This window comes from Haemophilus sp. HMSC061E01 (assembly GCF_001810345.1).
In the GTDB taxonomy this organism is placed as follows: Bacteria; Pseudomonadota; Gammaproteobacteria; order Enterobacterales; family Pasteurellaceae; genus Haemophilus_D.
This window is the reverse complement of record NZ_KV800998.1, coordinates 219,068-242,194: the sequence shown is the minus strand read 5'-3', so window position 1 is coordinate 242,194 and position 23,127 is coordinate 219,068. Positions and strand designations below refer to the sequence as shown.

Genomic DNA, 23,127 nt, shown 5'->3' with positions numbered 1-23,127 from the left:
TACCTGAAAAGCGCGGAAATCGCTAGGGATGAAAGGGAAAAGTGCGGTCAAATTTTCAAACCTTTTAGATAAAACAAAACCCCGAATTACTTCGGGGTTTCTTTTTCCATTCAAACTGAAATTATAGACTTTCAGTGAAAGTACGAGTAATAACGTCGCGTTGTTGTTCTGGTGTTAAAGAGTTGAAGCGTACTGCGTAACCAGAAACACGGATAGTTAATTGAGGGTATTTATCCGGGTTGTTTACTGCATCTTCTAAAGTTTCACGACGTAATACGTTTACGTTTAAGTGTTGACCACCTTCAACTTTAACAGTTGGTGCTACGTTTACCGGTAATTCACGGTATTCGATTTGGCCTAATTCGCTCACTGCTACTACTTGGTCTTCTGCGAATTCAGCTTTTGCACATAAACAACGAGCTTCATTTTTTTCGCTGTCTAATAACCAGAATGAGTTTAAAAGATTGTCATTTGCTGCTTGAGTAATTTGAATACCTTTGATCATAAAGTGCCTCCTAATTTGGCGGTTGTATATTTATTAAACTGTGCAAATTTTATCAAACTATTTGAAGAATTCAATTAATTTTGACCTAAAACAGGTTCTTTTTTCTGACTAATTTTTGAAAATTGATCTAGATTAAAGTTTCAGCCACAGCAAGGCCTCAACACACTCTAACTTTTAACAAACTGTTAACATAACTCGAATGAAGCCTTTCTAAGCAATTTCATTTATAATGTGCTCAAGCTTATCCAATAAGGAAATACAGAATGAAAACCTGGACAGATGTTATCGGTCAAGAGAAAGAAAAACCTTACTTTAAACACATTCTACAACAAGTTCATCAAGAGAGACTCGCGGGGAAAACTATTTACCCTCCGCAAGACGAAGTGTTTAATGCCTTTAAATATACGGCATTTGATGAGGTGAAAGTCGTTATTTTAGGACAGGATCCCTATCATGGCCCAAATCAAGCGCACGGTTTAGCTTTTTCGGTAAAACCCGAAGTGGCCATTCCGCCCTCTCTGCTGAATATGTATAAAGAATTGACTAATGATATTCCTGGTTTTCAAATGCCAAATCATGGCTACTTGGTGAAATGGGCGGAGCAAGGTGTACTACTGCTTAACACCGTACTAACTGTAGAGCGCGGCATGGCACATTCACACGCTAAATTTGGTTGGGAAGTTTTTACAGACCAAGTAATTGCAGCACTTAATGAACACCGTGAAAAAGTCGTATTTTTACTTTGGGGAAGTCATGCACAGAAAAAAGGGCAATTTATTGATCGCAATCGTCATTATGTTTTAACTGCCCCACATCCTTCTCCCCTTTCTGCACATCGTGGTTTTTTAGGATGTCATCATTTTTCTAAAACTAACGAATATTTAAAACAACATGGTTTAACTGAAATTGATTGGCAAGTTTAAGATTGCGACTCAACATCAAGCGGGAGATTCTTTTCCCGCTTTTCTTCCTTTTTCTGCTCTCGTCTTTTTTTAAAAAAATCACTCAATTTCTGACCGCACTTTTCTGCGAGCACGCCAGAGGTAATTTCTAATGTGTGATTCATTTTATAATCATCAAAGAAATGAAAGCGAGAACCTACTGCCCCCGTTTTATAATCTGACGCACCGAAGACTAAACGTTTAATGCGGCTATGTAAAATCGCACCCGCACACATAGTACAAGGCTCAAGGGTGACATAGAGTGTGGTATTGAGCAGGCGATAATTTTGAATATTTTGCGCTGCGTTACGCAATGCGACAATTTCAGCGTGAGCGGTTGGATCATTTTCAATGATAGATAAATTCCAGCCTTCACCGAGAATATTTCCTTCATCATCCACCAACACCGCCCCGACAGGAATCTCACCGAGTGCTTCTGCACGATCGGCAAGCATCAGAGCGTGTTGCATAAATTTCTCGTCTAAATCTGACCGCACGTTAAACGCCTAAACAGAGAAAGGATATTTGATTGGTTCGTGAGATTGATAGCCCACCACCTTGAAATCATCCATTGTTACCCAAGTTTCAAGATCTTCAAGGGTTTTAATATCAGGATTAATTTCTAATTGTGGTGACGGGAATGGTTCACGTTTTAATTGCACATCACGCATTAACTCTAGTTGGTCTTCATAAATATGCGCATTTACAATTTTATGATATGCCTTACCCGGTTTATTACCAGTAATTTGCGCCATTAATGCAAGGAAAGTAAAAACTTGAATTTGATTGAAGTTTAAGCCAAGTGGCACATCACAAGAACGCTGATAACTGGTTAAGTGCAATGTATCGCCCACTAAGGAAAATGTGTGAGTGTGCATACAAGGACGCAAACAACCCAAATCAAATTCGCCTGGATTGAAGAAAGTCAGGATTTCGCCACGATCATCAATACCTCGACTTAAATTATTCACAATTTTACGAAGTTGATCGATGGTTTCGCCATTCGGTTTACGCCATGCTCTACCTTGTACACCATAGACGCGGCCCATATCATCGGTGCCTTTACGATGTGGATTGGCAAGCCAAGCGGCATTTTCATTGGCATTGGCATCCCATGTTTTGGTGCCAAGTTTACGGAAATCTGCCGCATTATCATAACCACGAATATAACCTAAAAACTCCGCAATTGCCGCTTTCCAATAGCTTTTTCGCGTGGTAATTAAGGGGAATTGATTATTAGCAACATCATATTCTAAATCCGCATTAATCACTGTAAGGCAACGCTTACCAGTACGCTCATTAGCAATCCACTCACCCTCATTTACAATACGTCGGCAAAGATCTAAATATTGTTTCATAAAAAACTCCTTACTAATGAACCGCACTTTTCGAGCGATTGTATGCCCATGCCATAATTAACCCACCGCCAATAATCATCGGCAAACAAAGCGCTTGTCCACGTGTCATGATGCCTAAGAAAGACTCTACTTCGGGCTCACGAACATATTCAACAATAAAACGGAAAATCCCGTAACCAACAAGGAATAATCCAGCCACCGAACCCACAGGACGAGGCTTTTTAATAAAGACATTCAGAATAATAAACAACACGAAACCTTCTAAGAATGCTTCATAAAGCTGTGAAGGATGGCGAGGCAGCAACAATGGATCATTTGGGAAAATCATAGCCCAAGGGACTTCAGTTTCTCGTCCCCAAAGTTCTAAATTGATGAAGTTACCAATTCGTCCCATCCCTAAGCCAAATGGAATCAAGGGCGCCACAAAATCTGCCGTTTGCCAAAAGCTTCTTTTTTGAGAATAAGAGGTCCAAATCATTGAGATAATCACCCCAATTAATCCACCATGGAATGACATTCCCCCTTCCCAAACACGAAATAAATACAGCGGATCTTGCACAAAATGATCGAAATTATAGAAGAAAACATCCCCAATGCGACCACCTAAGAACACGCCCATAAAGCCATTAAAAAGTAACGTATCCACTTGATCGACTGTCCAACCACTATTTGGTTGATTGGCACGACGAACCGCTAGCCAACGAGCAAAGATAAAGCCTAATAAATACATTAAACCATACCAACGCAGCCCTATATTGCTATTACCAAAAGTAAAAATAGTCGGATCAAAATGCGGAAGCATCAAAAATTCTGAATTCATAACATTCCTTATTTCATAAACATATCAACTGCAATCGCAACTAATAGTAAGGCAAAGCCTTTTTTCAAGGTTGGGACAGGGAGCTTGGAGGTTGCGGTTGCCCCTAGTTTAGAAGTGAAGAATGAAGTGCCCGTAATACCAAGCACGGCAGGCAAATAAACATAACCTAGGGAATAATCTGGCATGGAAGGATTACCCCAACCACTCACCATAAAACTAAACATGCCAGATAAACCAAGAAGCGCGCCACAGAATGCGGAAGAACCGATAGATTTTTTCATATCAATCCCGCGGGAATTTAAAAATGGCACGATAAAACCACCACCGCCAACGCCTGCTGCACTTGATGCCATCCCAATTAAAATACCACCGATAACAGATGCTTGTGTTGTTAAAGGTTTGGTTTTCCCTGTGTTTTTCTTAATAGAAATCACCATTTTTGCCGCTAAATATACGACTAAACAGGCAAAGATTTTGGCTGATACATCACGATCAAGTTTGCCAATAAACAAACCAGAGATAAAGACCGAGATCATCACCATCGGTGCCAATACTTTCACGGCACTCCAGACTATATTACCTAGTTTATGATGACGCTGTGCAGAAGAAAATCCAGTAATCACAATGGTTGCAAATGAAGTCCCTAATGCGGTGGACATCAGCAAGGGTTCAGGTACGCCTACCATCGGCAATAAATAAACCAAGGTAGGGACGATAATTAACCCACCACCAATGCCAAATAATCCGGCAAGAAAACCAACAACAGACCCGACAAGTAAACAAAGTAGAATAAAAGTGAGCATTATTGCCCCCTTGATTTATAAAACGAACGTTTTTGATATTTAGAAGAACCATTTTTACGTGGCGCATGATAAGGTTTATTTGTCTCATGCTCTTGCGAATTTTCAAGCAATGTTTTTTCGTTTCCAAACATCACTTGGGCAAACTCTTTCATCGCTTTGCGATAAACATCTTTCTTAAAGGACACAACCTGACGTACGGGATACCAAAAACTTACCCAACGCCAACCATCAAATTCTGGTGATTTTGTTGTGTTCATATTAATATTTTTTTCATCCCCCACTAATTGCAACAAAAACCAACGTTGTTTTTGCCCAATACACACGGGTTTGCTGTCATAACGCAGCAATCTTTTCGGCAGCTTATAACGCAACCAATGTTTAGACGCGTAAAGCACCTTCACATCTTTGGGTTGCAAGCCAACCTCTTCATATAATTCACGATACATGGCTTGTTCGGCACTTTCATTATCGTTAATTCCCCCTTGCGGGAATTGCCACGAATTCTGCCCGTATCGTTTAGCCCAAAGCACCTGCCCTTTGCGATTACAAATGACAATGCCTACATTTGGACGGTAGCCATCAAAATCGATCACTATCGTTCACCTTAAATTTTGTACAAAAATAATTTGCAGATTGTTTCATAAATTCGCTTTTTTATCAACCGAATGGGCATATTTACCCTATTGTGGATAACTCTGTGGGTAACGCTTGGATAGTCTAAATTTAACTGTGTATAAAAATTAAAAACCGCTTTTCACACTTCATTTTTTTCATTTTTGAATAACCTTTAATCAAAAATTTTCCAAAAAAAATGACCGCACTTTTTCTCATCAAAGTGCGGTCAAAAATTCAGCCATTTTTTAGTTTAAACATTCCTGGCTTGGTGAAGAAATAACAGCTGTGAGTTATTCAATATTTCTGTGGATAAAATTGTGATTGAGCAAATGGTGACTGTTGCATAACTCTTCTTAGCATTTTACCATAGAGCTTTGAGGAAAAATTTTATCTTTAATTTCATAAAGATAACGCTTATTCACAGAAATCATCTTATTCACATTCAAGTAAAAATTTTAGTGGTTATTTTTCATCCAAACCTTTTTTGACTAACGCTAAATAGCGTTCCCATTCAAAATATTGACCTGGATCGATCTTACGACCAGGTGAAATATCGCAATGCCCAACGATACGATCGAGCGTTATTTTCGGATAAGCTTGCATAATATCTCGTGTTAATGCAGCAAGCACTTGGTATTGCTCCGCTGTAAAAGGTTGTTCATTACTGCCCTCTAGCTCAATCCCAATCGCAAAATCATTGCATTTATCGCGTCCTTCAAAGCAAGAAAGCCCCGCATGCCATGCTCTATCATTGAAACTAACATACTGTGTCACCTTGCCATCCCGTTCAATTAAACAATGGGCAGACACGCGAAATTGATAAATTTCCTCAAAATAGGGATGGATGGTGGGATCGAGTTTACCTTGGAAAAAATCATCTACATATCCACCACCAAATTGTTCTGGCGGCAAACTGATGTAATGAATGACGAGTAATGAAATATCCTCTACATCAGGACGTTCATCAAAATGTGGTGAAATCACTTTTCTTGCCTGGCTTAACCAGCCATTTTTTATCTTATTCATCTGTTTTTCTGCGATTAAATTTTATTTTTGCGATCGAGATCGCAAAAGAAGTGCGGTCAGTTTCACTTTCATTTTTCCCTTTTACACAATGTTGCAGCCAATCCTGGCATTTTTTTATTCAACCAAAAGGAAATTTAATTTAATGAAACTCACTTTTTCTAAACCTTTACATAAAGGTTTTACGTTAATTGAATTGATGATCGTGATTGCGATTATTGCTATTCTCGCGACGATCGCCATTCCGTCTTATCAAAATTATACCAAAAAAGCAGCTATCTCCGAATTGTTACAAGCTTCTGCACCTTATAAATCTGATGTGGAACTATGTATCTATAGCACCAATGCCCCAACAAACTGTTCAGGTGGCTCAAATGGCATTGCAGCAGATATCACTACCGCAAAAGGCTATGTCAAATCCATCACCACGAAATCAGGTGTGATTACGGTGACTGGAAATGGTGCATTGGATGGGATCAGTTATTCTTTAACGGCGACAGGCTCAACCTCATCAGGTGTTACCTGGACAACTGCTTGCCCAAGTAATGCTGATTTATTCCCTGCAGGCTTCTGTTCTTCTGCTAAATAGCGAAACATGGCTTATCAAGCAATCGCAAAAAATGGCGAGATTTATCATATCTCGCCACAATATTGGCAACAAAACCAACAGCAACAATCATTGCTGCTGCGTTACTTTGCGCTCCCTCTTAAAGAAGACGAACACCATTTATGGCTTGCGGTGGATTCGCTGAATAATCTTGCGGCTTGTGAAACCTTTGCTTTTTTAAGTGGAAAATTGGTTGAACCGATTTTATTTGAAACGACTCAACTCAAACAACTTTTACAATCCCTTGCACCTAAAGCCAATCAAATCGAAGAGCAAACCACGTTTTATCATCATTCAGAAGACGAAAGCACGGCTAATTTAGCTAATGAAGATGAACCCGTTATTCAATTATTAAACAGTATTTTTGAAACAGCCCTGCAAAAAAATGCCTCCGATATTCATTTAGAAACTCAGCCAAATGGGCTCTTAATTCGTTTACGTATTGATGGTGTGCTCCAACCGCAACCGATTATTAGTAAAGCGCTCGCCAATCGTGTAATTTCTCGCCTTAAACTCTTAGCCAAACTGGATATCAGTGAAACTCGGCTACCACAAGATGGCCGCTTTCAATTCAAAACTACATTTTCCGATATTTTAGATTTCCGCCTTTCTACCTTGCCTACGCATTGGGGAGAAAAAGCAGTATTACGATTACAACAAAATAAACCTGTCCAACTAAGTTTTGCTGAGTTGGGTATGACACAAAACCAACAAAGTCAATTTCAACATGCGCTCAGCCAACCGCAAGGTTTAATCCTGGTGACAGGCCCAACAGGAAGTGGAAAAAGTATCTCGCTTTATACTGCACTTCAATGGCTCAACACACCAGATAAACACATTATGACGGCAGAAGATCCCGTTGAAATTGAATTAGAAGGCATCATTCAAACTCAAGTAAATCCGCAAATCGGTTTGGATTTTAGCCGATTACTTCGTACATTTTTACGACAAGATCCCGACATTATTATGCTTGGTGAAATTCGAGATGAAGAAAGTGCATTGATGGCATTAAGAGCCGCTCAAACCGGCCATTTAGTGCTTTCTACCTTACATACCAACGATGCCATCTCAGCGATTTCACGCTTGCAACAACTAGGTATTCAATCTCACGAAATTGAAAATAGTCTCTTATTAGTTATCGCACAGAGATTGGTGCGTAAACGTTGCTTAAAGTGCGGCCAACATTTTAGTGATTCTTGCGATTGCCATCAGGGATATCGAGGTCGTATTGGTGTGTATCAATTTTTACAATGCGAAAACAATCGCTACCAAACTGATTTCGATTCACTTTATCAAAGCGCGTTAGAAAAAGTAAAAGATCACGTCACCGATCTCGCCGAAATTCAACGCGTGTTAGGTAAAAAATAGGTAACACTATGGCAAAGCAAAAACTCTTTTATTTTCAAGCCTATGATCAGCGGCAACAATGGCAAAAAGGTAGTCTTGTTGCACAATCTAAACAAGCTGCGCAATTTCTGTTAATTGCAAAAGGTTTTAGTAGAATTCGCTTGCAACAAGATTGGCAACTTAATCAAAAACCGAAAAATGCAGAAATCAGTGCTTTATTGAATCAATTGGCTACTCTGCTCAGCTCTGCCATTCCATTAAAAAATGCATTGCATATTTTGCAAGATAACTGCACACAATTGGGATTGCATCAGTGGCTTGGTGCCTTAATTGAGTTAATTGAAAGTGGTCTTCCGTTTTCACAAAGTTTAGAAATACAAGGAAAGTATTTAAATTTTCAAGAAATTCAGCTCATTCAGGTGGGAGAAATGACAGGAAAACTGGCAGAAGTATGCACTAAAATCGCAGAACGTCGAACGCAATCATTAGCGCTTCAACGCAAATTACAAAAAATTATGCTTTATCCTGTCATGGTATTAGGTATTTCGCTTTCACTTACGTTAATTTTACTGCTTTTCGTTGTACCACAATTTGCTGAAATGTATGGCGAAAATTCCGCTGAATTGCCTACATTAACAGCTGTGTTATTAGCCATGTCTCAATTCCTACAACATCATTTTATTTCATTGATGATTGTCTGCATTTTCGCTCTTTTTATGCTGAAGATGGCATTAAAACATTCTCTTTGGCTGAACCAAAAAAAGAATACACTGATTGGTCGCATGCCAATTTGGGGCAATATCATTTGCCTTTCTCGTTTAATCAGTTTTAGCCATAACCTGCAATTAATGCTTCAATCAGGAGTGGCATTAACGCCTGCGTTAAATAGTTTTCTTCCCAAACAGCAAACTTGGCAAACACAACGTACCTTAAAAGGCGATATTCTGCTACAACAAGAAGTGCGGTCAATTTTACAGTGGGTTTCTCAAGGCTATCCATTTTCAGAAAGTGTCAGTAGCCATCTTTTTCCAATGGAAGCGCAGCAAATGCTACAGATTGGAGAGAAAAGTGGAAAACTTGCATTGATGTTGCGACATATTGCTGACAACTATCAAGAAAAGCTTAATCATCAAATTGATTTACTTTCCCAACTTTTAGAGCCATTAATGATGCTCATTATTGGTAGTTTAATTGGTATCATAATGATGGGGATGTATCTGCCAATTTTTAATATGGGTTCGGTAATCCAATGATGACATTCGCCTTTTTCTTATTGGGAGGTTTCGCTGGCATCTTTGCTTGGCTTTATATTGATCATTTTATCCCTAATCTCCAACAAGAAATTTATCAGAACTATATCGAACTTTATCCTGAAAACAGACCCATTTTCCATAGCGAAAAAGCAGCCATTCAATCTCAAAAGTGTGGTCATATTTTCCTTTATTTTTTAGGGTTTGGACTCTGTTTTGCTGCACTCTATTATTTTCTTCAGGATGAATTATTTACTTTATGGCTCGCGATTACGCTTAGTCTCATCTTTGTTATCAGTTGGCTAGACTGGCACTATCAACTGATTTCACCTACACCTTGCCTGTTTTTATTTTTCCTGGGTTTATTCGGCGCACATCAAAAACTTTCAATTCTGACGCTTTCTCAAAGTTTAGAAAGTGCGGTTAGTTTTTTCGGTGTTTTTTATATCATCTATCATTTGTCTAAATGGTTTTATAAGAAGGAAGCTTTAGGCCGTGGCGATTATTGGCTTGCTTTGGGAATCGGCACTTATCTCACCATCGCGCACTTACCACTTTTCTTATTCATTGCCTGTCTATTAGGCATCATAGGTTATTGGATTTCTCGTAAACCTGTTTTACCTTTCGCGCCCTTTCTTTGCTTATCTTTAATCATCACCAGTGCAATAACCCTATAAATGTAATATATTGGCAACATTGAAAAATATTATGTTTAAGAAGTGGATGTAAAACATCCTCCTCTTAAATCAAGTAGCAAGGAATATCATGACTTATATTGTAGGCCTTACTGGTGGTATCGGTAGTGGAAAAAGCACGATTGCAAATCTCTTTGTTGACCTTGGTGTACCCATTGTTGATGCTGATATTGTGGCAAGAGAAGTGGTCGAAAAAGGCTCGCCGCTGCTTGCTCAAATTGCTGAGCACTTTGGAAAATCGATTCTGACTGAAGAAGGTGAATTAAATCGAGCTGAGCTACGAAAAAAAGTATTTGCAGACGAAAATGAAAAAAACTGGCTCAATCATTTATTACATCCTGCTATTCGCGAAAGAATGTTAGCGCAATTAAATGCTCAGACCGCTCCTTATACCTTGTTTGTCGTTCCACTGCTTATTGAAAACAAGCTCACCACGCTTTGCGATCGCGTACTTGTTATTGATGTTAAACCTGAAACTCAACTCGCTCGTGCATCATCGAGAGATCATAATAATATTCAGCAAATTCAAGCTATTATGAATGCACAAGTCAGCCGAGAAGAAAGATTAAAATGGGCGGATGATATCATTTCAAATGATGCAAAATTGCCAGAAAACTTACCGCACTTAAAACAAAAAGTGCTAAAATTGCACCAATTTTATTTAAGTGAATCGAGAAAGAAAAATGTCTGATGAAATTTTTGAAGTCCCCTGCCCAACATGTCAAAAGCCAGTGCCTTGGACACAGGAAAGTCAATTTCGCCCTTTTTGCAGCAAACGTTGCCAACTCATTGATTTAGGTGAATGGGCTGCAGAAGAAAAAGCCATTCCAAGTGATACTGCTGATTTTGCCATGGATCCCAATCTCAGTGATGAATGGAGTATCAAATGAGTCTTCAGCATCAAGATAATGGTAAACAGGGTGAGTTTTTCTTACTCGATGAGCAAGGAAAGAAAATCGCGAAACTCACCTATTTTTATGAAACACCCGATACCATTAATGCTAATCACACGTTTGTTGATGAGTCTCTTCGAGGACAAGGTGTGGCAGACAAACTCTATCAAGCCTTAATTCATTTTATCCAGGCTAAAAAGCTGACATTACACCCAACTTGTAGCTATATTGCAAGAAAATGGGAACGAACCCAATCTTCTCAATCCCAAGCTTAAACCTATTAATAAGCATTTTATTTTTAAGGATATTTTTCCGACTTCGTGGTATCCTTAGCCCCATTTATTTCTGAGAACCTGTTATTTATTATGCAAGAAAATTATTTAAGTCAGCAGCGGTTTGCTGATCTTCCATTACATCCTATCGTACAAAAAGCCCTACAAGACAAGGGATTTGAATATTGCACCCCTATTCAAGCGTTATCGTTACCTATTACCTTACAAGGAAAAGATGTTGCTGGCCAAGCGCAAACCGGCACTGGTAAAACAATGGCATTTTTAACGGCAACATTTCATCATTTATTAACGCATCAACCTGATTTTGCTACCAATCAACCTCGCGCATTAATTCTTGCTCCAACCCGTGAACTGGCTGTACAAATTAATCATGATGCAGAATTATTAGCAAAAACAAGTGGATTACGAACCGCACTGGCTTATGGTGGTGATGGCTATGATAAACAACTTAAAGCGATTGAAGCCGGTGTGGATATTTTAATTGGTACCACTGGTCGTGTAATTGACTACGTGAAACAAGGGATCATCCGTTTAGATGATATCCAAGTCGTAGTATTGGACGAAGCGGATCGTATGTTTGATTTAGGTTTCATTCGTGATATTCGTTATTTATTACGTAAATGTCCTTCTCCGCAAGAACGACTCACCATGCTCTTTTCTGCAACGCTCTCTTACAAAGTACGAGAACTTGCCTTTGAAGATATGAATTCCCCAGAATACATTGAAATTGAACCAGAACAAAAAACGGGGCATCGAATTAAAGAGGAACTGTTCTATCCGTCAAATGAAGACAAAATTCCTCTCTTGCTCACGTTAATGGAAGAGGAATGGCCAGAGCGTTGCATTGTTTTTGCGAATACTAAACATAAATGTGAAGAAATTTGGGGCTATTTAGCCGCAGATGGTCATCGAGTGGGATTGCTCACGGGTGATGTAGCACAGAAAAAACGTCTTTCATTGCTCAAACAATTTACCGATGGGGAACTCGATATTCTTGTCGCAACCGATGTTGCCGCACGTGGGTTACATATTCCAGATGTGACACACGTCTTTAACTTTGATTTACCTGATGATCGAGAAGATTACGTTCACCGTATTGGCCGTACTGGTCGAGCGGGTGAAAGTGGTGTATCTATCAGCTTTGCTTGTGAAGAATATGCGATGAATTTACCGGCAATTGAAGAATACATTGGGCATTCTATTCCCGTCAGTCAATATGACCCGAATTCATTGATTACTGATATTCCAAAACCTTATCGTTTAAAACGCAATCCTACGCCTCAAACGAGAAATACTACGACAAGAAAAACAAACTATCGTCGTAAAAACTAAAAAGAAAAGCTGATGAATATCTTCATCAGCTTTTTTTATGATTAATGCAATCCGACTCGTCGGCGTGCAGTGCGCATCAATAAGAATACCCACGGCCATAATACGCCTGATGCAATGGCACCAAAGATTTCCTGCCAGTTAAAAAATGCCCCATGTAAAGAGAATTCAACCAAGAAAATAGCCACTCGAATGGCAAAAACGAAAAGAAGGACCAATAAACTTTGAAACCAAAGGGAAAGATTGCGCAACATTAAGTAATATTTGGAAACAAAATAGAAGGCGACAGAAAGCACTAATCCATGCACGCCTAGAATAGAGCCTAGCACAATATCCCATAAAACCCCGAGTAAAAACGCCCAACCAATGCTTACTCTATCAGGTAAAGCAAGAGTCCAGTAAAGCAAGACTAAAATCAACCAAGAAGGTTTAAAGGCTTGAAAGCCTGCTGGCCATGGTGCTAACTCCATCACTAATGCTACAACAAAGAAGCATAAAATGGTCGCCCATTGAAAAATAAAACGCCCTTGCATTAGTCTTCATCCCTATGTTCTTGTTGATCTGGAGAAACCGGTTCCTCTTGTTGAGGCATTGTGGTTGGAATTTCAGGATCCAAGATTTCTTTTCCTGTATGCGGTTGAGTGCTATCCGCTTGGTCATCCGTAATCTTGGTTTTACTCACAGAATGTGTCGCTTCATGGGCTTGGCTTTCTAAACGTTGCTGTACTAAACGACGCACTTCTTCTGGTGACATGGATTTCACTTTCGACATATCAAGATTGCTCGGCCAAAGTAAAAGCAAATAACGTAAACGATCTAATTCGGCCAAAGGTTTCGCTTTTACCGTCGCAAAATAATTAGAACCATCACGAGACACACTTTGTACCACTGCCACTGGATAGCCTTCCACAAAACGGCCGCCCAAACCTGAAGTTACTAATAAATCGCCTTTTTCAATATCTACGGAACGAGGCACATTATCTAAGGTAAGTTCATCAGAATGCCCCGTACCACTCGCTATCACACGCACATCATTACGTAAAACTTGTACTGGAATTGAATGGGTTACATCCGTTAAAAGCAATACGCGACTCGTATTTTCACCCACAGATATAATCTGCCCAATCATTCCTTTTTCATCAATCACAGGCTGACCAACATAAGCGCCATCACGTTCCCCTTGATTAATCACCACTTGTTGACGATAAACATCAGTTTCAGCGGTAAGCACTTCGGCAATTTTTTTGTATTCATCGGTGCGTAAAGGCGAATTAAGCAGTAAACGAAGACGTTGGTTTTCTACTTTGAGTTGATCCAATAATAAAAGATCAGCATTTTTCTCACGCAATTGCTCACGCAATACTTTATTTTCAATAAGCAGTTTATTGGTATCAACCAAGTTGCTTGATACACCATCTAGAACTGTTCTTGGCCCATTCGCAAGGTAATACAATCCGCCAACGGCAGTTTCCATGACACTACGCGCCTTCGTCATTGATGAAGTTTGTCCATCAACTAAAATGAGCGTCATCGAAGCAATCACCGCTAATGCGAGTCGGATACCTAATGGTGGTGCTTTACCAAAAATGGGTTTCATTCACTGTCCTAGGGTTGAAAGGAAAAGTGCGGTCAAAAAATCAGACGAATTAAAAACGCCGATTTTTCTGACCGCACTTTTAGAGATTAAATTTCGTCGCTAAAAATATCGCCGCCGTGCATATCGATCATTTCGATTGCTTCACCGCCGCCACGAGCCACACAAGTCAATGGTTCTTCTGCAATGATTGCCGGTACGCCACATTCTTTTGATAACAATACATCAATGTTGCGTAATAAGGCACCACCACCCGTTAACACCATACCACGTTCAAAAATATCCGCTGCGTGTTCTGGTTGGCATTCTTCAAGCGCTGTGCGTACCGCTGCAACAATACCATTTAATGGTTGTTGAAGAGCTTCTTGTACATCACGAGAGGTTAATTTGAATGAGCGAGGCGCACCTTCAGCAAGGTTATGACCGTGCACTTCCATTTCTAAAATTTCATCACCTTCTTGAATGTAAGCTAAACCAATTTCGTGCTTGATACGCTCTGCAGTTGGTTCACCAATCACAGAACCAAAAGTACGACGAACATAAGAAATGATTGCTTCATCAAAACGGTCACCACCAATACGTACCGAAGAGGAGTACACGATACCGTTTAAAGAAATCACTGCGACTTCAGTGGTACCACCACCGATATCAATGACCATTGAACCGATCGCGGTAGAAACCGGCAAGTTTGCACCGATTGCTGCCGCCATTGGCTCTTCAATTAAATAGACCTCACGCGCACCTGCACCTAATGCTGATTCTTTGATTGCACGACGTTCAACTTGAGTTGCACCAGCCGGCACACAAACGAGTACACGCGGGCTAGGACGCATGAAGTTACCGCTATGTACTTGTTTAATAAAATATTGCAACATTTTTTCAGTCACAGAGAAATCGGCAATTACACCATCTTTCATCGGACGAATAGCTACAATGCTTTTTGGTGTACGACCAAGCATTTGTTTTGCTTCTTTACCTACTGCCGCAATGCTTTTGTATGCGCCCATACGATCTTGACGAATTGCCACCACAGAAGGCTCATCAAGTACGATACCTTGGCCTTTCACATAAATTAATGTATTTGCTGTACCTAGATCGATAGAAAGATCGTTTGAAAATAAACCACGAATTTTTTTGAATAACATAAGAATTCCGTCATTAGTTTGGTGAAAAATTACTCATTTCTGAGCATAGAAAAAAATTGTGCTAAATGTACCAAAAAATCGAGCTTGATAACAGGATTTTTTGCCTTGATCCTCTACACTTACCTCGCTATTTTTTCTAACAAGGTAAGTGCAGTCAATTTTAGTGGTATTTTATACCTGATTTTGATCAGTGAATTGCCACTTACCGTTACCTAAAATCATCAATTGTTGCTGATGGAAAGCCTGCAAGGTTGAACGATGCCCTACGCTAATAACCGTTGTATGAGGTAAGCGTTCTTTTAATAGACGATACATCGTATCTTCTAAACCTTCATCCATACTCGCCGTGGCTTCGTCCAGAAAGGCGACTTTCGGCTTATGTAATAGCAAACGAGCAAAAGCCAAACGCTGTTGCTCACCTAGCGAAAGAATACGTGTCCAATCTTGTTCTTGATCTAAACGATCTTGTAAATGCCCTAAAGACACTTGTTTTAATACCTCAATCATCTCATCACAATTAAAGTCCTTTTCTTCATTCGGATAAGCCAGTGCCGTTAACAAACTACCTTGCGGTAAATAAGGCTTTTGCGATAAGAACAGCTGATGAGTAGGACAATACACATCCCCTTTAGAATATGCCCAAAGCCCTGCCACAGTTCTCAACAACGTGGTTTTACCCACGCCTGAATTACCTTGAATTAATAGAGTTGAACCTTGTGGCAACGTCAAATTTAAATTCTCAATTAAGGTTTTTCCAAATGGATTACTGATGGTTAAATTCTTAAAGATCACGTCAGTTTCATGTTCGTGTAAATGGGAAGTAGATTGACGATTTGCCATATCAATCGCATAACTAAAGCCCGTTAAACGATCTAATGTGGCTTTGTATCCGGCAAAACCATCGTAAGAATTACGGAAGAAGGAAAGATTTGAATGCAACTTACCAAATACTTGTAGCGTTTGCATCAGATCGCCGAGTTTAATTTGCTTCTCGAAATAACGCCCCACTTGAATTAACAAAGGGAACACAACAGAAACTTGGCTTACTACTAGGTTAAAACCAGAGAATTTTAAGGTTCGATAAACAATATCCCACATGTTATTGATCACTGCGCCAAATTGTTTATAAAGTTGGCTACTCTCAACTTTCTCACCCGCATAAAATGCCACACTTTCCGCATATTCTTTGATGCGAATTAAAGAATAACGATAGTTAGCGTTTAAGCGTTCGTTGACAAAATTCAACATAATTAACGGACGCCCTAAACGGAATGCAATCGCGGTAGTGATAATCACATAAGCAAATACCAAGAACACCATCATGCGTGGAATTTCAGTACCAAATACCATCATTGGTCCCGCTAATCCCCACAATAAGATCGTATAAGAAATCATGGAGGTGACGGCATCAATCACCCCAGTACTTAAAGAGAGCGTAGTTCGCACATAGGATTGCACATCTTGTTGAATACGTTGATCAGGGTTGTCTAAGTTAGCGGAAACATACTGCGTTTTGTAGTACGCGCGATTATTCATCCATTTATCGACTAGCTGACCATTCAACCATTCTATCCAATCAATAGAAAAACGTTGCTCTAAATAATAGCTCAGCAATGCAGCAATCACTGAGCTTGTCGCAATCACACAAAACAGCACCATTTGATCCCAAAACACAGGTTCATTAAATTCCTGCAAGGATGTGTACATATTGTTATACCACTCAGAATGCACTAAGCTAATACGCACACTGACTAATGTCATCGCCACAATTAATAAGAAAAATAGCAAAGGTTTAATACTTCGGCGTGGTGAAAGATACCCACCCGCAAATTGCCAAAATTGTTTTCCCCAATGGGTAAAACGGACTAATAAGAAAATACCAAAGCTAAACACAATAGCCGTCATCGCTAATGTTTTTGCTATCCATAAAAGCGAATTAATGGCCTCTTGAGCGTAATCCATAATCAACCTATAAAATCAAAAAAGTGCGGTCATTTTAGGCGGTGTTTATTTTTAAGCAAGAAAAAATGTGATGGAGATAACATTTTTTGACTTTGTCACAAGCGGGTAAGAAATCTAATTGATATAATCCGAAATAGTTAAATTTTTAATAAATTAGAGGTCGGTATGAGTGAAACTGCGATTACCATTAGTTTGCTTGCCCTCGTTGCCGTGATTGGCCTATGGATCGGGCATTTTAAAATTAAAGGTGTAGGACTGGGTATTGGGGGTGTGCTATTTGGTGGGATTTTAGTTGCCCATTTTACCACTCAATATGGCATAAAATTAGATAGCCATACATTACATTTCGTGCAAGAGTTCGGCTTAATTCTGTTTGTTTATACGATTGGTATTCAAGTGGGGCCGGGCTTTTTTGCTTCCTTACGAAAATCAGGCTTAACCTTAAATGGATTAGGCATTTTAATCGTTGCACTTGGTGCAGTAGTGACAATTCTCATTTATAAGCTTGCGGATATTCCTCTTGATGTCGCACTTGGTATTTACTCCGGTGCGGTAACCAATACCCCCTCTCTCGGTGCGGGTCAGCAAATTCTTTCTGAATTAGGTATGTCGCAAACGACATCTAACATGGGGATGGCCTATGCAATGGCTTATCCTTTTGGAATTTGTGGCATTTTACTTTCTATGTGGCTTATTCGTCTTTTCTTTAAAATTAAAGTGGATGAAGAAGCAGCAAATTTTGAAAAAGAAAGTGGTCATGACAAAGAAGCACTCAAAAGCATGTCTCTGAAAGTCACCAATACTAATCTCAATGGTATCCATTTGATTGAAATTCCAGGTTTTGATGATGAGGATGTCGTCTGCTCTCGCTTGAAACGGGGCGAGCTTGTTATTGTGCCGAAAGCGGATACCGATGTTCAACTTGGGGATATTTTACATTTGGTCGGCAATCCTGAAGGCTTGAAAAAAATGCACCTTATCATTGGGGAAGAGGTTGATATCCCGGTAGCAAGCTTGAGTGGCGAAATTCGTTCTGAGCGCGTGGTCGTCACCAATGAAAAAGTATTAGGAAAACAAATTCGTCATCTTGGCATTCATCAAAAATACGGTGTCGTCATTTCACGTTTAAATCGTGCGGGCGTGGAACTGGTACCAACTGCACATACAACACTTCAATTTGGTGACGTATTACACATGGTGGGAAAAACTGACATTCTCAACCAAGCTATTTCAGTGATCGGGAATGCCAAACAGAAACTGCTACAAGTGCAAATGCTGCCGGTATTTATTGGGATTGGCTTAGGGGTATTACTCGGCTCTATTCCTTTCTATATTCCAGGCTTCCCTGTGGCATTAAAATTAGGGCTAGCAGGTGGACCATTAGTCGTCGCATTGATCTTGGCTCGAATTGGCTCTATCGGTAAACTCTATTGGTTTATGCCGCCAAGTGCGAACTTGGCGTTGCGTGAAATTGGTATTGTGCTCTTCCTTGCTGTAGTCGGGTTAAAATCTGGCGGTAGCTTTGTGGACACACTCACCAATGGTTCAGGTCTCGAATGGATGGGATACGGTATTTTTATCACCCTTGTACCATTAATGATTGTAGGTATCATTGCACGTTTATATGTAAAATTAAATTATCTTTCTCTTTGTGGCCTGTTAGCTGGTTCGATGACGGATCCACCAGCGCTTGCTTTCGCCAATGAACTGAAAGAAGGAAGCGGTGCCGCTGCACTCTCCTATGCGACAGTCTATCCGCTCACCATGTTCTTACGGATCATTTCACCACAATTATTAGCCATTCTTTTATGGGCTTAATACCCTCTAAAACTTGGGGCAGAATAACTGCCCCAAGTTTTATTACTAAGCAGCATTACGACCATAAAACAATTCAAATAAAATCAGCCCCAAGCCTACCCCTTTCCCTCATTCAATGATAGAATTCATCGCTTCATTTAGATAGGAAAAGAAATGTCATTAATTGAATTTGTAATTGATAAACTCGATGATTTAAAAGGCACCGAAATTGTGCATTTTGATGTAAAAGGTAAATCATCGATTACTGAAAATATGATTATTTGTACCGGCACATCTAGCCGCCAAGTCGCAGCTATGGCCGATAACCTTATTGCAGAATGTAAAAAAGCCGGTTATGAAACCTTTGGTGAAGAAGGTCGTAATACAGCTGATTGGATCGTGGTGGATCTCGGTCAAACCATCGTACATATTATGCAACGTGATGCACGTGAAATGTATCAGTTAGAAAAACTTTGGGCATAAAGTGCGGTCAATTTTGACTGTGTTTTAAAAGGGAAAAGGATGAAAATCACATTAATCGCTGTAGGCACAAAAATGCCGGCTTGGGTGACAACTGGATTTGAAGAATACCAACGTCGTTTTCCTAAAGACATGCCTTTTGAACTCATTGAAATTCCTGCAGGCAAGCGTGGCAAAAATGCGGATATTAAACGCATCTTAGAACAAGAAGGCAAAGCGATGCTCGCAGCTTGCGGAAAAGGCAAAGTTGTCACATTAGATATCCCTGGCAAACCTTGGACAACGCCACAACTTGCTGAGCAATTAGAGGGTTGGAAAAATAATGGTCGCGATGTGTGCTTGCTTATTGGGGGGCCCGAAGGCTTATCCCCTGAATGCAAAGCGGCAGCAGAACAAAGTTGGTCACTTTCACCACTCACACTTCCCCATCCGTTAGTGCGAGTTGTCGTGGCAGAAAGTTTATACCGCGCGTGGTCACTAACGACAAACCACCCTTATCACAGAGAATAACGTATTACATTACCGATGAATTTAAAAAAATTCTTTTCTGCACCAACCAATGAGCCGATCCGCGATAAAAAAGCGGAACGGAACTTATTTGCACGTCGAACATTGGTGGCATTCATCGGTATTTTAGCCCTAAGTGGCGTGCTATTTGCCAATATTTACCATCTTCAGGTGGTGAATTACGACATGTATCAAACTCGCTCTAATGGTAACCGTATTAAATTGCTTCCGCTTCCTCCTACTCGCGGATTAATTTACGACCGTTACGGCGAATTACTGGCTGAAAACCTCACTTTTTTCGGTTTATATATCGTGCCGGAAAAAACGGAAAATTTAGACCGCACTTTTGAAGAATTGCGCTATGTTGTGGGACTCACTGATGAAGACATTGAACATTTCAAAAAAGAGCGTCGTCGTGGTACTCGCTATACGCCGATTTTACTCAAGCCTAGCCTAACGGAAGAACAAATTGCCCGTTTTGCGGTAAATCAATATAAATATCCAAGCCTTGATGTACGTCCTTATTTCAAACGAAATTACCTATATGGCGAAGCCATGACTCATATATTGGGTTACGTTGGACGCATTAATGACCGAGATGTTGAGCGCCTAAAAAAAGAAGAAAAATTTGCTAACTATTCCGGTTCTACGGACATGGGGAAACTGGGTATTGAACGTTATTACGAAGAACAACTCCATGGTACAACCGGTTTCGAAGAGGTTGAAATTAATAACCGTGGTAAAGTTATTCGTAAACTACGTGAACAACCAGCCACTGCGGGTAAAAGTATTCATCTGACTATCGATTTTACCCTTCAACGCTATATTATGTCGCTCCTTTCAGGTCAAAAAGGCGCTGTTGTCGTGCTTGACCCGAAAGACAACAGCGTATTAGCGATGGTTTCAACACCAAGCTATGACAATAATTTATTCGTCGATGGCATTTCTTCTAGTGATTACAAACGTTTACTCGAAGATCCAACTCGACCACTTTATAGTCGTGCGACACAAGGTGTGTACCCGCCTGCCTCTACTGTAAAACCATTCGTTGCTGTTGCGGCATTAACTGAAGGGGTGATTACGCCTAATACCACAATTTTTGACCCTGGTTACTGGACATTGCCAAACTCAACAAAACGTTTCCGAGATTGGAAAAAAACGGGGCATGGTTATACAGATTTAAACAAAGCTATTACTGAATCATCGGATACTTTCTTCTATCAAACCGCTTTTAATTTAGGTATTGATCGTTTCTCCATGTGGATGAAACGTTTTGGGTTTGGTATGCCAACAGGTATTGAAATTCAAGAAGAAGCCACGGCTAATATGCCAAGTAAAGAATGGAAACAAAAACGTTACAAAAAACCGTGGGTGCAAGGCGATACAATCTCAGTGGGGATTGGTCAAGGTTATTGGACAGCGACACCATTACAAGTGGCAAAAGCAACCTCTATTGTGGTCAATAACGGTAAAATTCATACGCCACATTTAATGAAATCCGTTGAAGGTGCCACCATTGAACCATATCAAGACCCACTTTTATATGAAGATATTACCGATCCCAAACAAGCTTATTGGGATGCGGCTAAGCGCGGTATGTTTAATGTGGTAAATTCAGGTGCAGGGACAGGACGAAAAGCCTTTATCGGCACGAATTACCACGTAGCGGGGAAATCCGGTACCGCACAAGTGTTCAGCTTAAAGGAAAACCAAAAATATAATGCAGCGGGATTGAAAAAAGAATTACATGACCATGCTTGGTTTACGGCTTATGCGCCTTATGAAGATCCGAAATTAGTTGTGACGATTATTTTAGAAAACGCGGGTGGTGGTTCAAGTAATGCAGCACCAATTGCACGTCAAATTATGGATTTCTATTTGAATAAACGCTTGCCACAAATTGAACGTCAAGAAAATGCTGAAAAAGAGAAAAAGACGGACCAAACTGATTTAGATGCGCCAGCACTAGAATCTCAACCAAGTGAGAATGAATAATGGAAGAAAAAGTGCCTTTATGCTTGCGATTATGGCAACGCTTACATATTGATTTTTTATTATTTATTGGATTAGCCGCTATTACGGCTTATGGCATGCTTGTGCTTTATAGTGCATCAGGCGCCAGTGAAGTCATGTTCCAAAATCGTATTATTCAGGTCATATTAGGTTTTGCCGTGATGATGATTATGGCGCAACTTCCTCCTAAATTTTATCAGCGACTCGCCCCTTACTTATATTTGGTGGGTTTTATCATGCTGATTTTGGTTGATGCTATCGGTACAACCAGTAAAGGGGCACAACGTTGGTTAGATCTTGGATTTATTCGCTTTCAGCCTTCTGAAATTGTCAAACTCGCGGTACCATTAATGGTCGCGGTATATTTAGGTAACCGTCCATTACCACCGAAAATGAGCGAAACCTTTATTGCTATCGCCATGATTATTGTGCCAACTTTACTTGTGGCTATTCAACCAGACTTAGGTACATCAATTCTGGTTAGTGCATCAGGCTTATTCGTGGTATTCTTAGCAGGGATGAGTTGGTGGCTTATTCTTGCTGCAGTAGTTGGCTTAGCGGCATTTATTCCTATCATGTGGATGTATTTAATGCATGACTACCAACGTATGCGAGTATTAACCTTACTTGACCCTGAGAAAGATCCACTTGGGGCGGGTTATCATATTTTGCAATCTAAAATTGCTATCGGTTCAGGCGGTATATCTGGCAAAGGATGGATGCAAGGGACACAATCCCAATTAGAATTTTTGCCTGAACCACACACTGATTTTATTTTTGCCGTGATGAGTGAAGAACATGGAATGGTCGGTTTTCTTATTCTGATGGCAATTTATTTGTTTATTATTATCCGTGGCTTAATAATTGCGGTAAATGCAGAAACCTCTTTCGGGCGTATTCTTGCTGGTGCAACCACACTGATATTCTTCGTTTATGTCTTCGTGAATATTGGTATGGTGAGTGGCATTTTGCCTGTTGTAGGGGTGCCTTTACCACTCTTTAGCTACGGCGGTACCTCATATGTCGCCATCATGGCAAGCTTTGGTTTAGTGATGTCCATTCATACTCACAAACCTCGCTTTATGAAAGGGAACTAATTTCCCTTTTGGCTTTCTTATGAAGAGCACCGATAATCTTGAAAGTAATAAGT

The 23,127-nt window shown here is 40.0% G+C and carries 25 protein-coding genes; 14 read left to right on the top strand and 11 right to left on the bottom strand.

Annotated features, from left to right (window positions below; genetic code table 11):
* Nucleotides 1-121 precede the first annotated feature (121 nt).
* On the bottom strand, nucleotides 122-505 hold the full coding sequence (gene grcA, locus HMPREF2732_RS01625) for an autonomous glycyl radical cofactor GrcA (RefSeq protein WP_005697846.1): 384 nt from the start codon (nucleotides 503-505) through the stop codon (nucleotides 122-124).
* Nucleotides 506-753: 248 nt separating this feature from the next.
* Here grcA and ung point away from each other — a divergent pair, with 248 nt between their 5' ends.
* Nucleotides 754-1,428: a uracil-DNA glycosylase gene (gene ung, locus HMPREF2732_RS01620; protein ID WP_258172059.1), complete on the top strand. Its 675-nt coding sequence runs from the start codon at nucleotides 754-756 to the stop codon at nucleotides 1,426-1,428.
* Here the strand turns inward: ung and tadA are convergent.
* The 6 genes from tadA to ampD form a co-directional block, all read right to left on the bottom strand.
* On the bottom strand, nucleotides 1,425-1,943 hold the full coding sequence (tadA, locus tag HMPREF2732_RS01615; RefSeq protein WP_152682592.1) for a tRNA adenosine(34) deaminase TadA: 519 nt from the start codon (nucleotides 1,941-1,943) through the stop codon (nucleotides 1,425-1,427). The genes ung and tadA overlap by 4 nt on opposite strands.
* 9 nt (nucleotides 1,944-1,952) lie before the next feature.
* On the bottom strand, nucleotides 1,953-2,804 hold the full coding sequence (locus HMPREF2732_RS01610; RefSeq protein WP_049384516.1) for a thymidylate synthase: 852 nt from the start codon (nucleotides 2,802-2,804) through the stop codon (nucleotides 1,953-1,955).
* Nucleotides 2,805-2,817: 13 nt separating this feature from the next.
* Nucleotides 2,818-3,624: a prolipoprotein diacylglyceryl transferase gene (gene lgt, locus HMPREF2732_RS01605; RefSeq protein WP_049384517.1), complete on the bottom strand. Its 807-nt coding sequence runs from the start codon at nucleotides 3,622-3,624 to the stop codon at nucleotides 2,818-2,820.
* A gap of 8 nt (nucleotides 3,625-3,632) precedes the next feature.
* Nucleotides 3,633-4,427 (bottom strand): sulfite exporter TauE/SafE family protein, encoded by a 795-nt coding sequence (locus tag HMPREF2732_RS01600; protein WP_070590495.1) that lies wholly within the window; start codon nucleotides 4,425-4,427, stop codon nucleotides 3,633-3,635.
* Complete coding sequence (gene rppH / locus HMPREF2732_RS01595; RefSeq protein ID WP_049384519.1) at nucleotides 4,427-5,020, bottom strand: RNA pyrophosphohydrolase; 594 nt, start codon at nucleotides 5,018-5,020, stop codon at nucleotides 4,427-4,429. Before rppH ends, HMPREF2732_RS01600 begins: the two co-directional genes overlap by 1 nt.
* A 484-nt stretch (nucleotides 5,021-5,504) precedes the next feature.
* Nucleotides 5,505-6,068 (bottom strand): 1,6-anhydro-N-acetylmuramyl-L-alanine amidase AmpD, encoded by a 564-nt coding sequence (ampD, locus tag HMPREF2732_RS01590; protein WP_049371639.1) that lies wholly within the window; start codon nucleotides 6,066-6,068, stop codon nucleotides 5,505-5,507.
* Nucleotides 6,069-6,210: 142 nt separating this feature from the next.
* Here ampD and HMPREF2732_RS01585 point away from each other — a divergent pair, with 142 nt between their 5' ends.
* The 8 genes from HMPREF2732_RS01585 (at nucleotide 6,211) to rhlB (ending at nucleotide 12,482) form a co-directional block, all read left to right on the top strand.
* Nucleotides 6,211-6,654, top strand: a complete 444-nt coding sequence (locus HMPREF2732_RS01585; RefSeq protein WP_049369499.1) for a prepilin-type N-terminal cleavage/methylation domain-containing protein — start codon at nucleotides 6,211-6,213, stop codon at nucleotides 6,652-6,654.
* A 6-nt stretch (nucleotides 6,655-6,660) separates the two neighbouring features.
* Nucleotides 6,661-8,040 (top strand): GspE/PulE family protein, encoded by a 1,380-nt coding sequence (locus HMPREF2732_RS01580; protein ID WP_049384520.1) that lies wholly within the window; start codon nucleotides 6,661-6,663, stop codon nucleotides 8,038-8,040.
* Between the two features lie 8 nt (nucleotides 8,041-8,048).
* The gene (locus HMPREF2732_RS01575; RefSeq protein WP_049384521.1) at nucleotides 8,049-9,272 is read left to right on the top strand and encodes a type II secretion system F family protein; all 1,224 of its coding nucleotides are present in this window, start codon (nucleotides 8,049-8,051) and stop codon (nucleotides 9,270-9,272) included.
* Nucleotides 9,269-9,946, top strand: a complete 678-nt coding sequence (locus HMPREF2732_RS01570; RefSeq protein WP_049384522.1) for a prepilin peptidase — start codon at nucleotides 9,269-9,271, stop codon at nucleotides 9,944-9,946. Before HMPREF2732_RS01575 ends, HMPREF2732_RS01570 begins: the two co-directional genes overlap by 4 nt.
* Nucleotides 9,947-10,034: 88 nt before the next feature.
* The gene (coaE, locus tag HMPREF2732_RS01565) at nucleotides 10,035-10,655 is read left to right on the top strand and encodes a dephospho-CoA kinase (protein ID WP_049384523.1); all 621 of its coding nucleotides are present in this window, start codon (nucleotides 10,035-10,037) and stop codon (nucleotides 10,653-10,655) included.
* Entirely contained in the window at nucleotides 10,648-10,854 is a 207-nt protein-coding gene (yacG, locus tag HMPREF2732_RS01560; protein ID WP_005695505.1) for a DNA gyrase inhibitor YacG, read from the top strand. The genes coaE and yacG overlap by 8 nt, the downstream gene beginning before the upstream one ends.
* Nucleotides 10,851-11,132 (top strand): GNAT family N-acetyltransferase, encoded by a 282-nt coding sequence (locus HMPREF2732_RS01555; protein ID WP_049384524.1) that lies wholly within the window; start codon nucleotides 10,851-10,853, stop codon nucleotides 11,130-11,132. The genes yacG and HMPREF2732_RS01555 overlap by 4 nt, the downstream gene beginning before the upstream one ends.
* A gap of 90 nt (nucleotides 11,133-11,222) precedes the next feature.
* On the top strand, nucleotides 11,223-12,482 hold the full coding sequence (rhlB, locus tag HMPREF2732_RS01550; protein ID WP_049384600.1) for an ATP-dependent RNA helicase RhlB: 1,260 nt from the start codon (nucleotides 11,223-11,225) through the stop codon (nucleotides 12,480-12,482).
* Between the two features lie 41 nt (nucleotides 12,483-12,523).
* On the opposite strand, the gene mreD is transcribed toward rhlB, so the two are convergent.
* The 4 genes from mreD to HMPREF2732_RS01530 all read right to left on the bottom strand — a co-directional run bounded on the left by mreD (nucleotide 12,524) and on the right by HMPREF2732_RS01530 (nucleotide 17,180).
* Nucleotides 12,524-13,012, bottom strand: a complete 489-nt coding sequence (gene mreD, locus HMPREF2732_RS01545; RefSeq protein ID WP_049384525.1) for a rod shape-determining protein MreD — start codon at nucleotides 13,010-13,012, stop codon at nucleotides 12,524-12,526.
* A complete protein-coding gene (gene mreC / locus HMPREF2732_RS01540; RefSeq protein ID WP_049384526.1) occupies nucleotides 13,012-14,076 on the bottom strand; it encodes a rod shape-determining protein MreC in 1,065 nt (354 codons plus the stop codon). Before mreC ends, mreD begins: the two co-directional genes overlap by 1 nt.
* Before the next feature lie 86 nt (nucleotides 14,077-14,162).
* The gene (locus HMPREF2732_RS01535) at nucleotides 14,163-15,218 is read right to left on the bottom strand and encodes a rod shape-determining protein (RefSeq protein WP_070590492.1); all 1,056 of its coding nucleotides are present in this window, start codon (nucleotides 15,216-15,218) and stop codon (nucleotides 14,163-14,165) included.
* Between the two features lie 171 nt (nucleotides 15,219-15,389).
* Nucleotides 15,390-17,180 carry an ABC transporter ATP-binding protein/permease gene (locus HMPREF2732_RS01530; protein WP_049384527.1) on the bottom strand — a complete coding sequence of 597 codons (1,791 nt, stop codon included), beginning with the start codon at nucleotides 17,178-17,180 and terminating at the stop codon, nucleotides 15,390-15,392.
* Nucleotides 17,181-17,345: 165 nt separating this feature from the next.
* Here HMPREF2732_RS01530 and HMPREF2732_RS01525 point away from each other — a divergent pair, with 165 nt between their 5' ends.
* The 5 genes from HMPREF2732_RS01525 (at nucleotide 17,346) to rodA (ending at nucleotide 23,074) form a co-directional block, all read left to right on the top strand.
* A complete protein-coding gene (locus tag HMPREF2732_RS01525; RefSeq protein ID WP_070590490.1) occupies nucleotides 17,346-18,998 on the top strand; it encodes a putative transporter in 1,653 nt (550 codons plus the stop codon).
* Between the two features lie 153 nt (nucleotides 18,999-19,151).
* Nucleotides 19,152-19,460: a ribosome silencing factor gene (rsfS, locus tag HMPREF2732_RS01520; protein WP_070582552.1), complete on the top strand. Its 309-nt coding sequence runs from the start codon at nucleotides 19,152-19,154 to the stop codon at nucleotides 19,458-19,460.
* 39 nt (nucleotides 19,461-19,499) lie between these two features.
* Nucleotides 19,500-19,967 (top strand): 23S rRNA (pseudouridine(1915)-N(3))-methyltransferase RlmH, encoded by a 468-nt coding sequence (rlmH, locus tag HMPREF2732_RS01515; RefSeq protein ID WP_070590487.1) that lies wholly within the window; start codon nucleotides 19,500-19,502, stop codon nucleotides 19,965-19,967.
* A 15-nt stretch (nucleotides 19,968-19,982) separates the two neighbouring features.
* Nucleotides 19,983-21,959 (top strand): penicillin-binding protein 2, encoded by a 1,977-nt coding sequence (gene mrdA / locus HMPREF2732_RS01510; RefSeq protein ID WP_049364924.1) that lies wholly within the window; start codon nucleotides 19,983-19,985, stop codon nucleotides 21,957-21,959.
* A complete protein-coding gene (gene rodA / locus HMPREF2732_RS01505) occupies nucleotides 21,959-23,074 on the top strand; it encodes a rod shape-determining protein RodA (RefSeq protein ID WP_049364923.1) in 1,116 nt (371 codons plus the stop codon). Before mrdA ends, rodA begins: the two co-directional genes overlap by 1 nt.
* The last annotated feature ends 53 nt before the right edge of the window (nucleotides 23,075-23,127 follow it).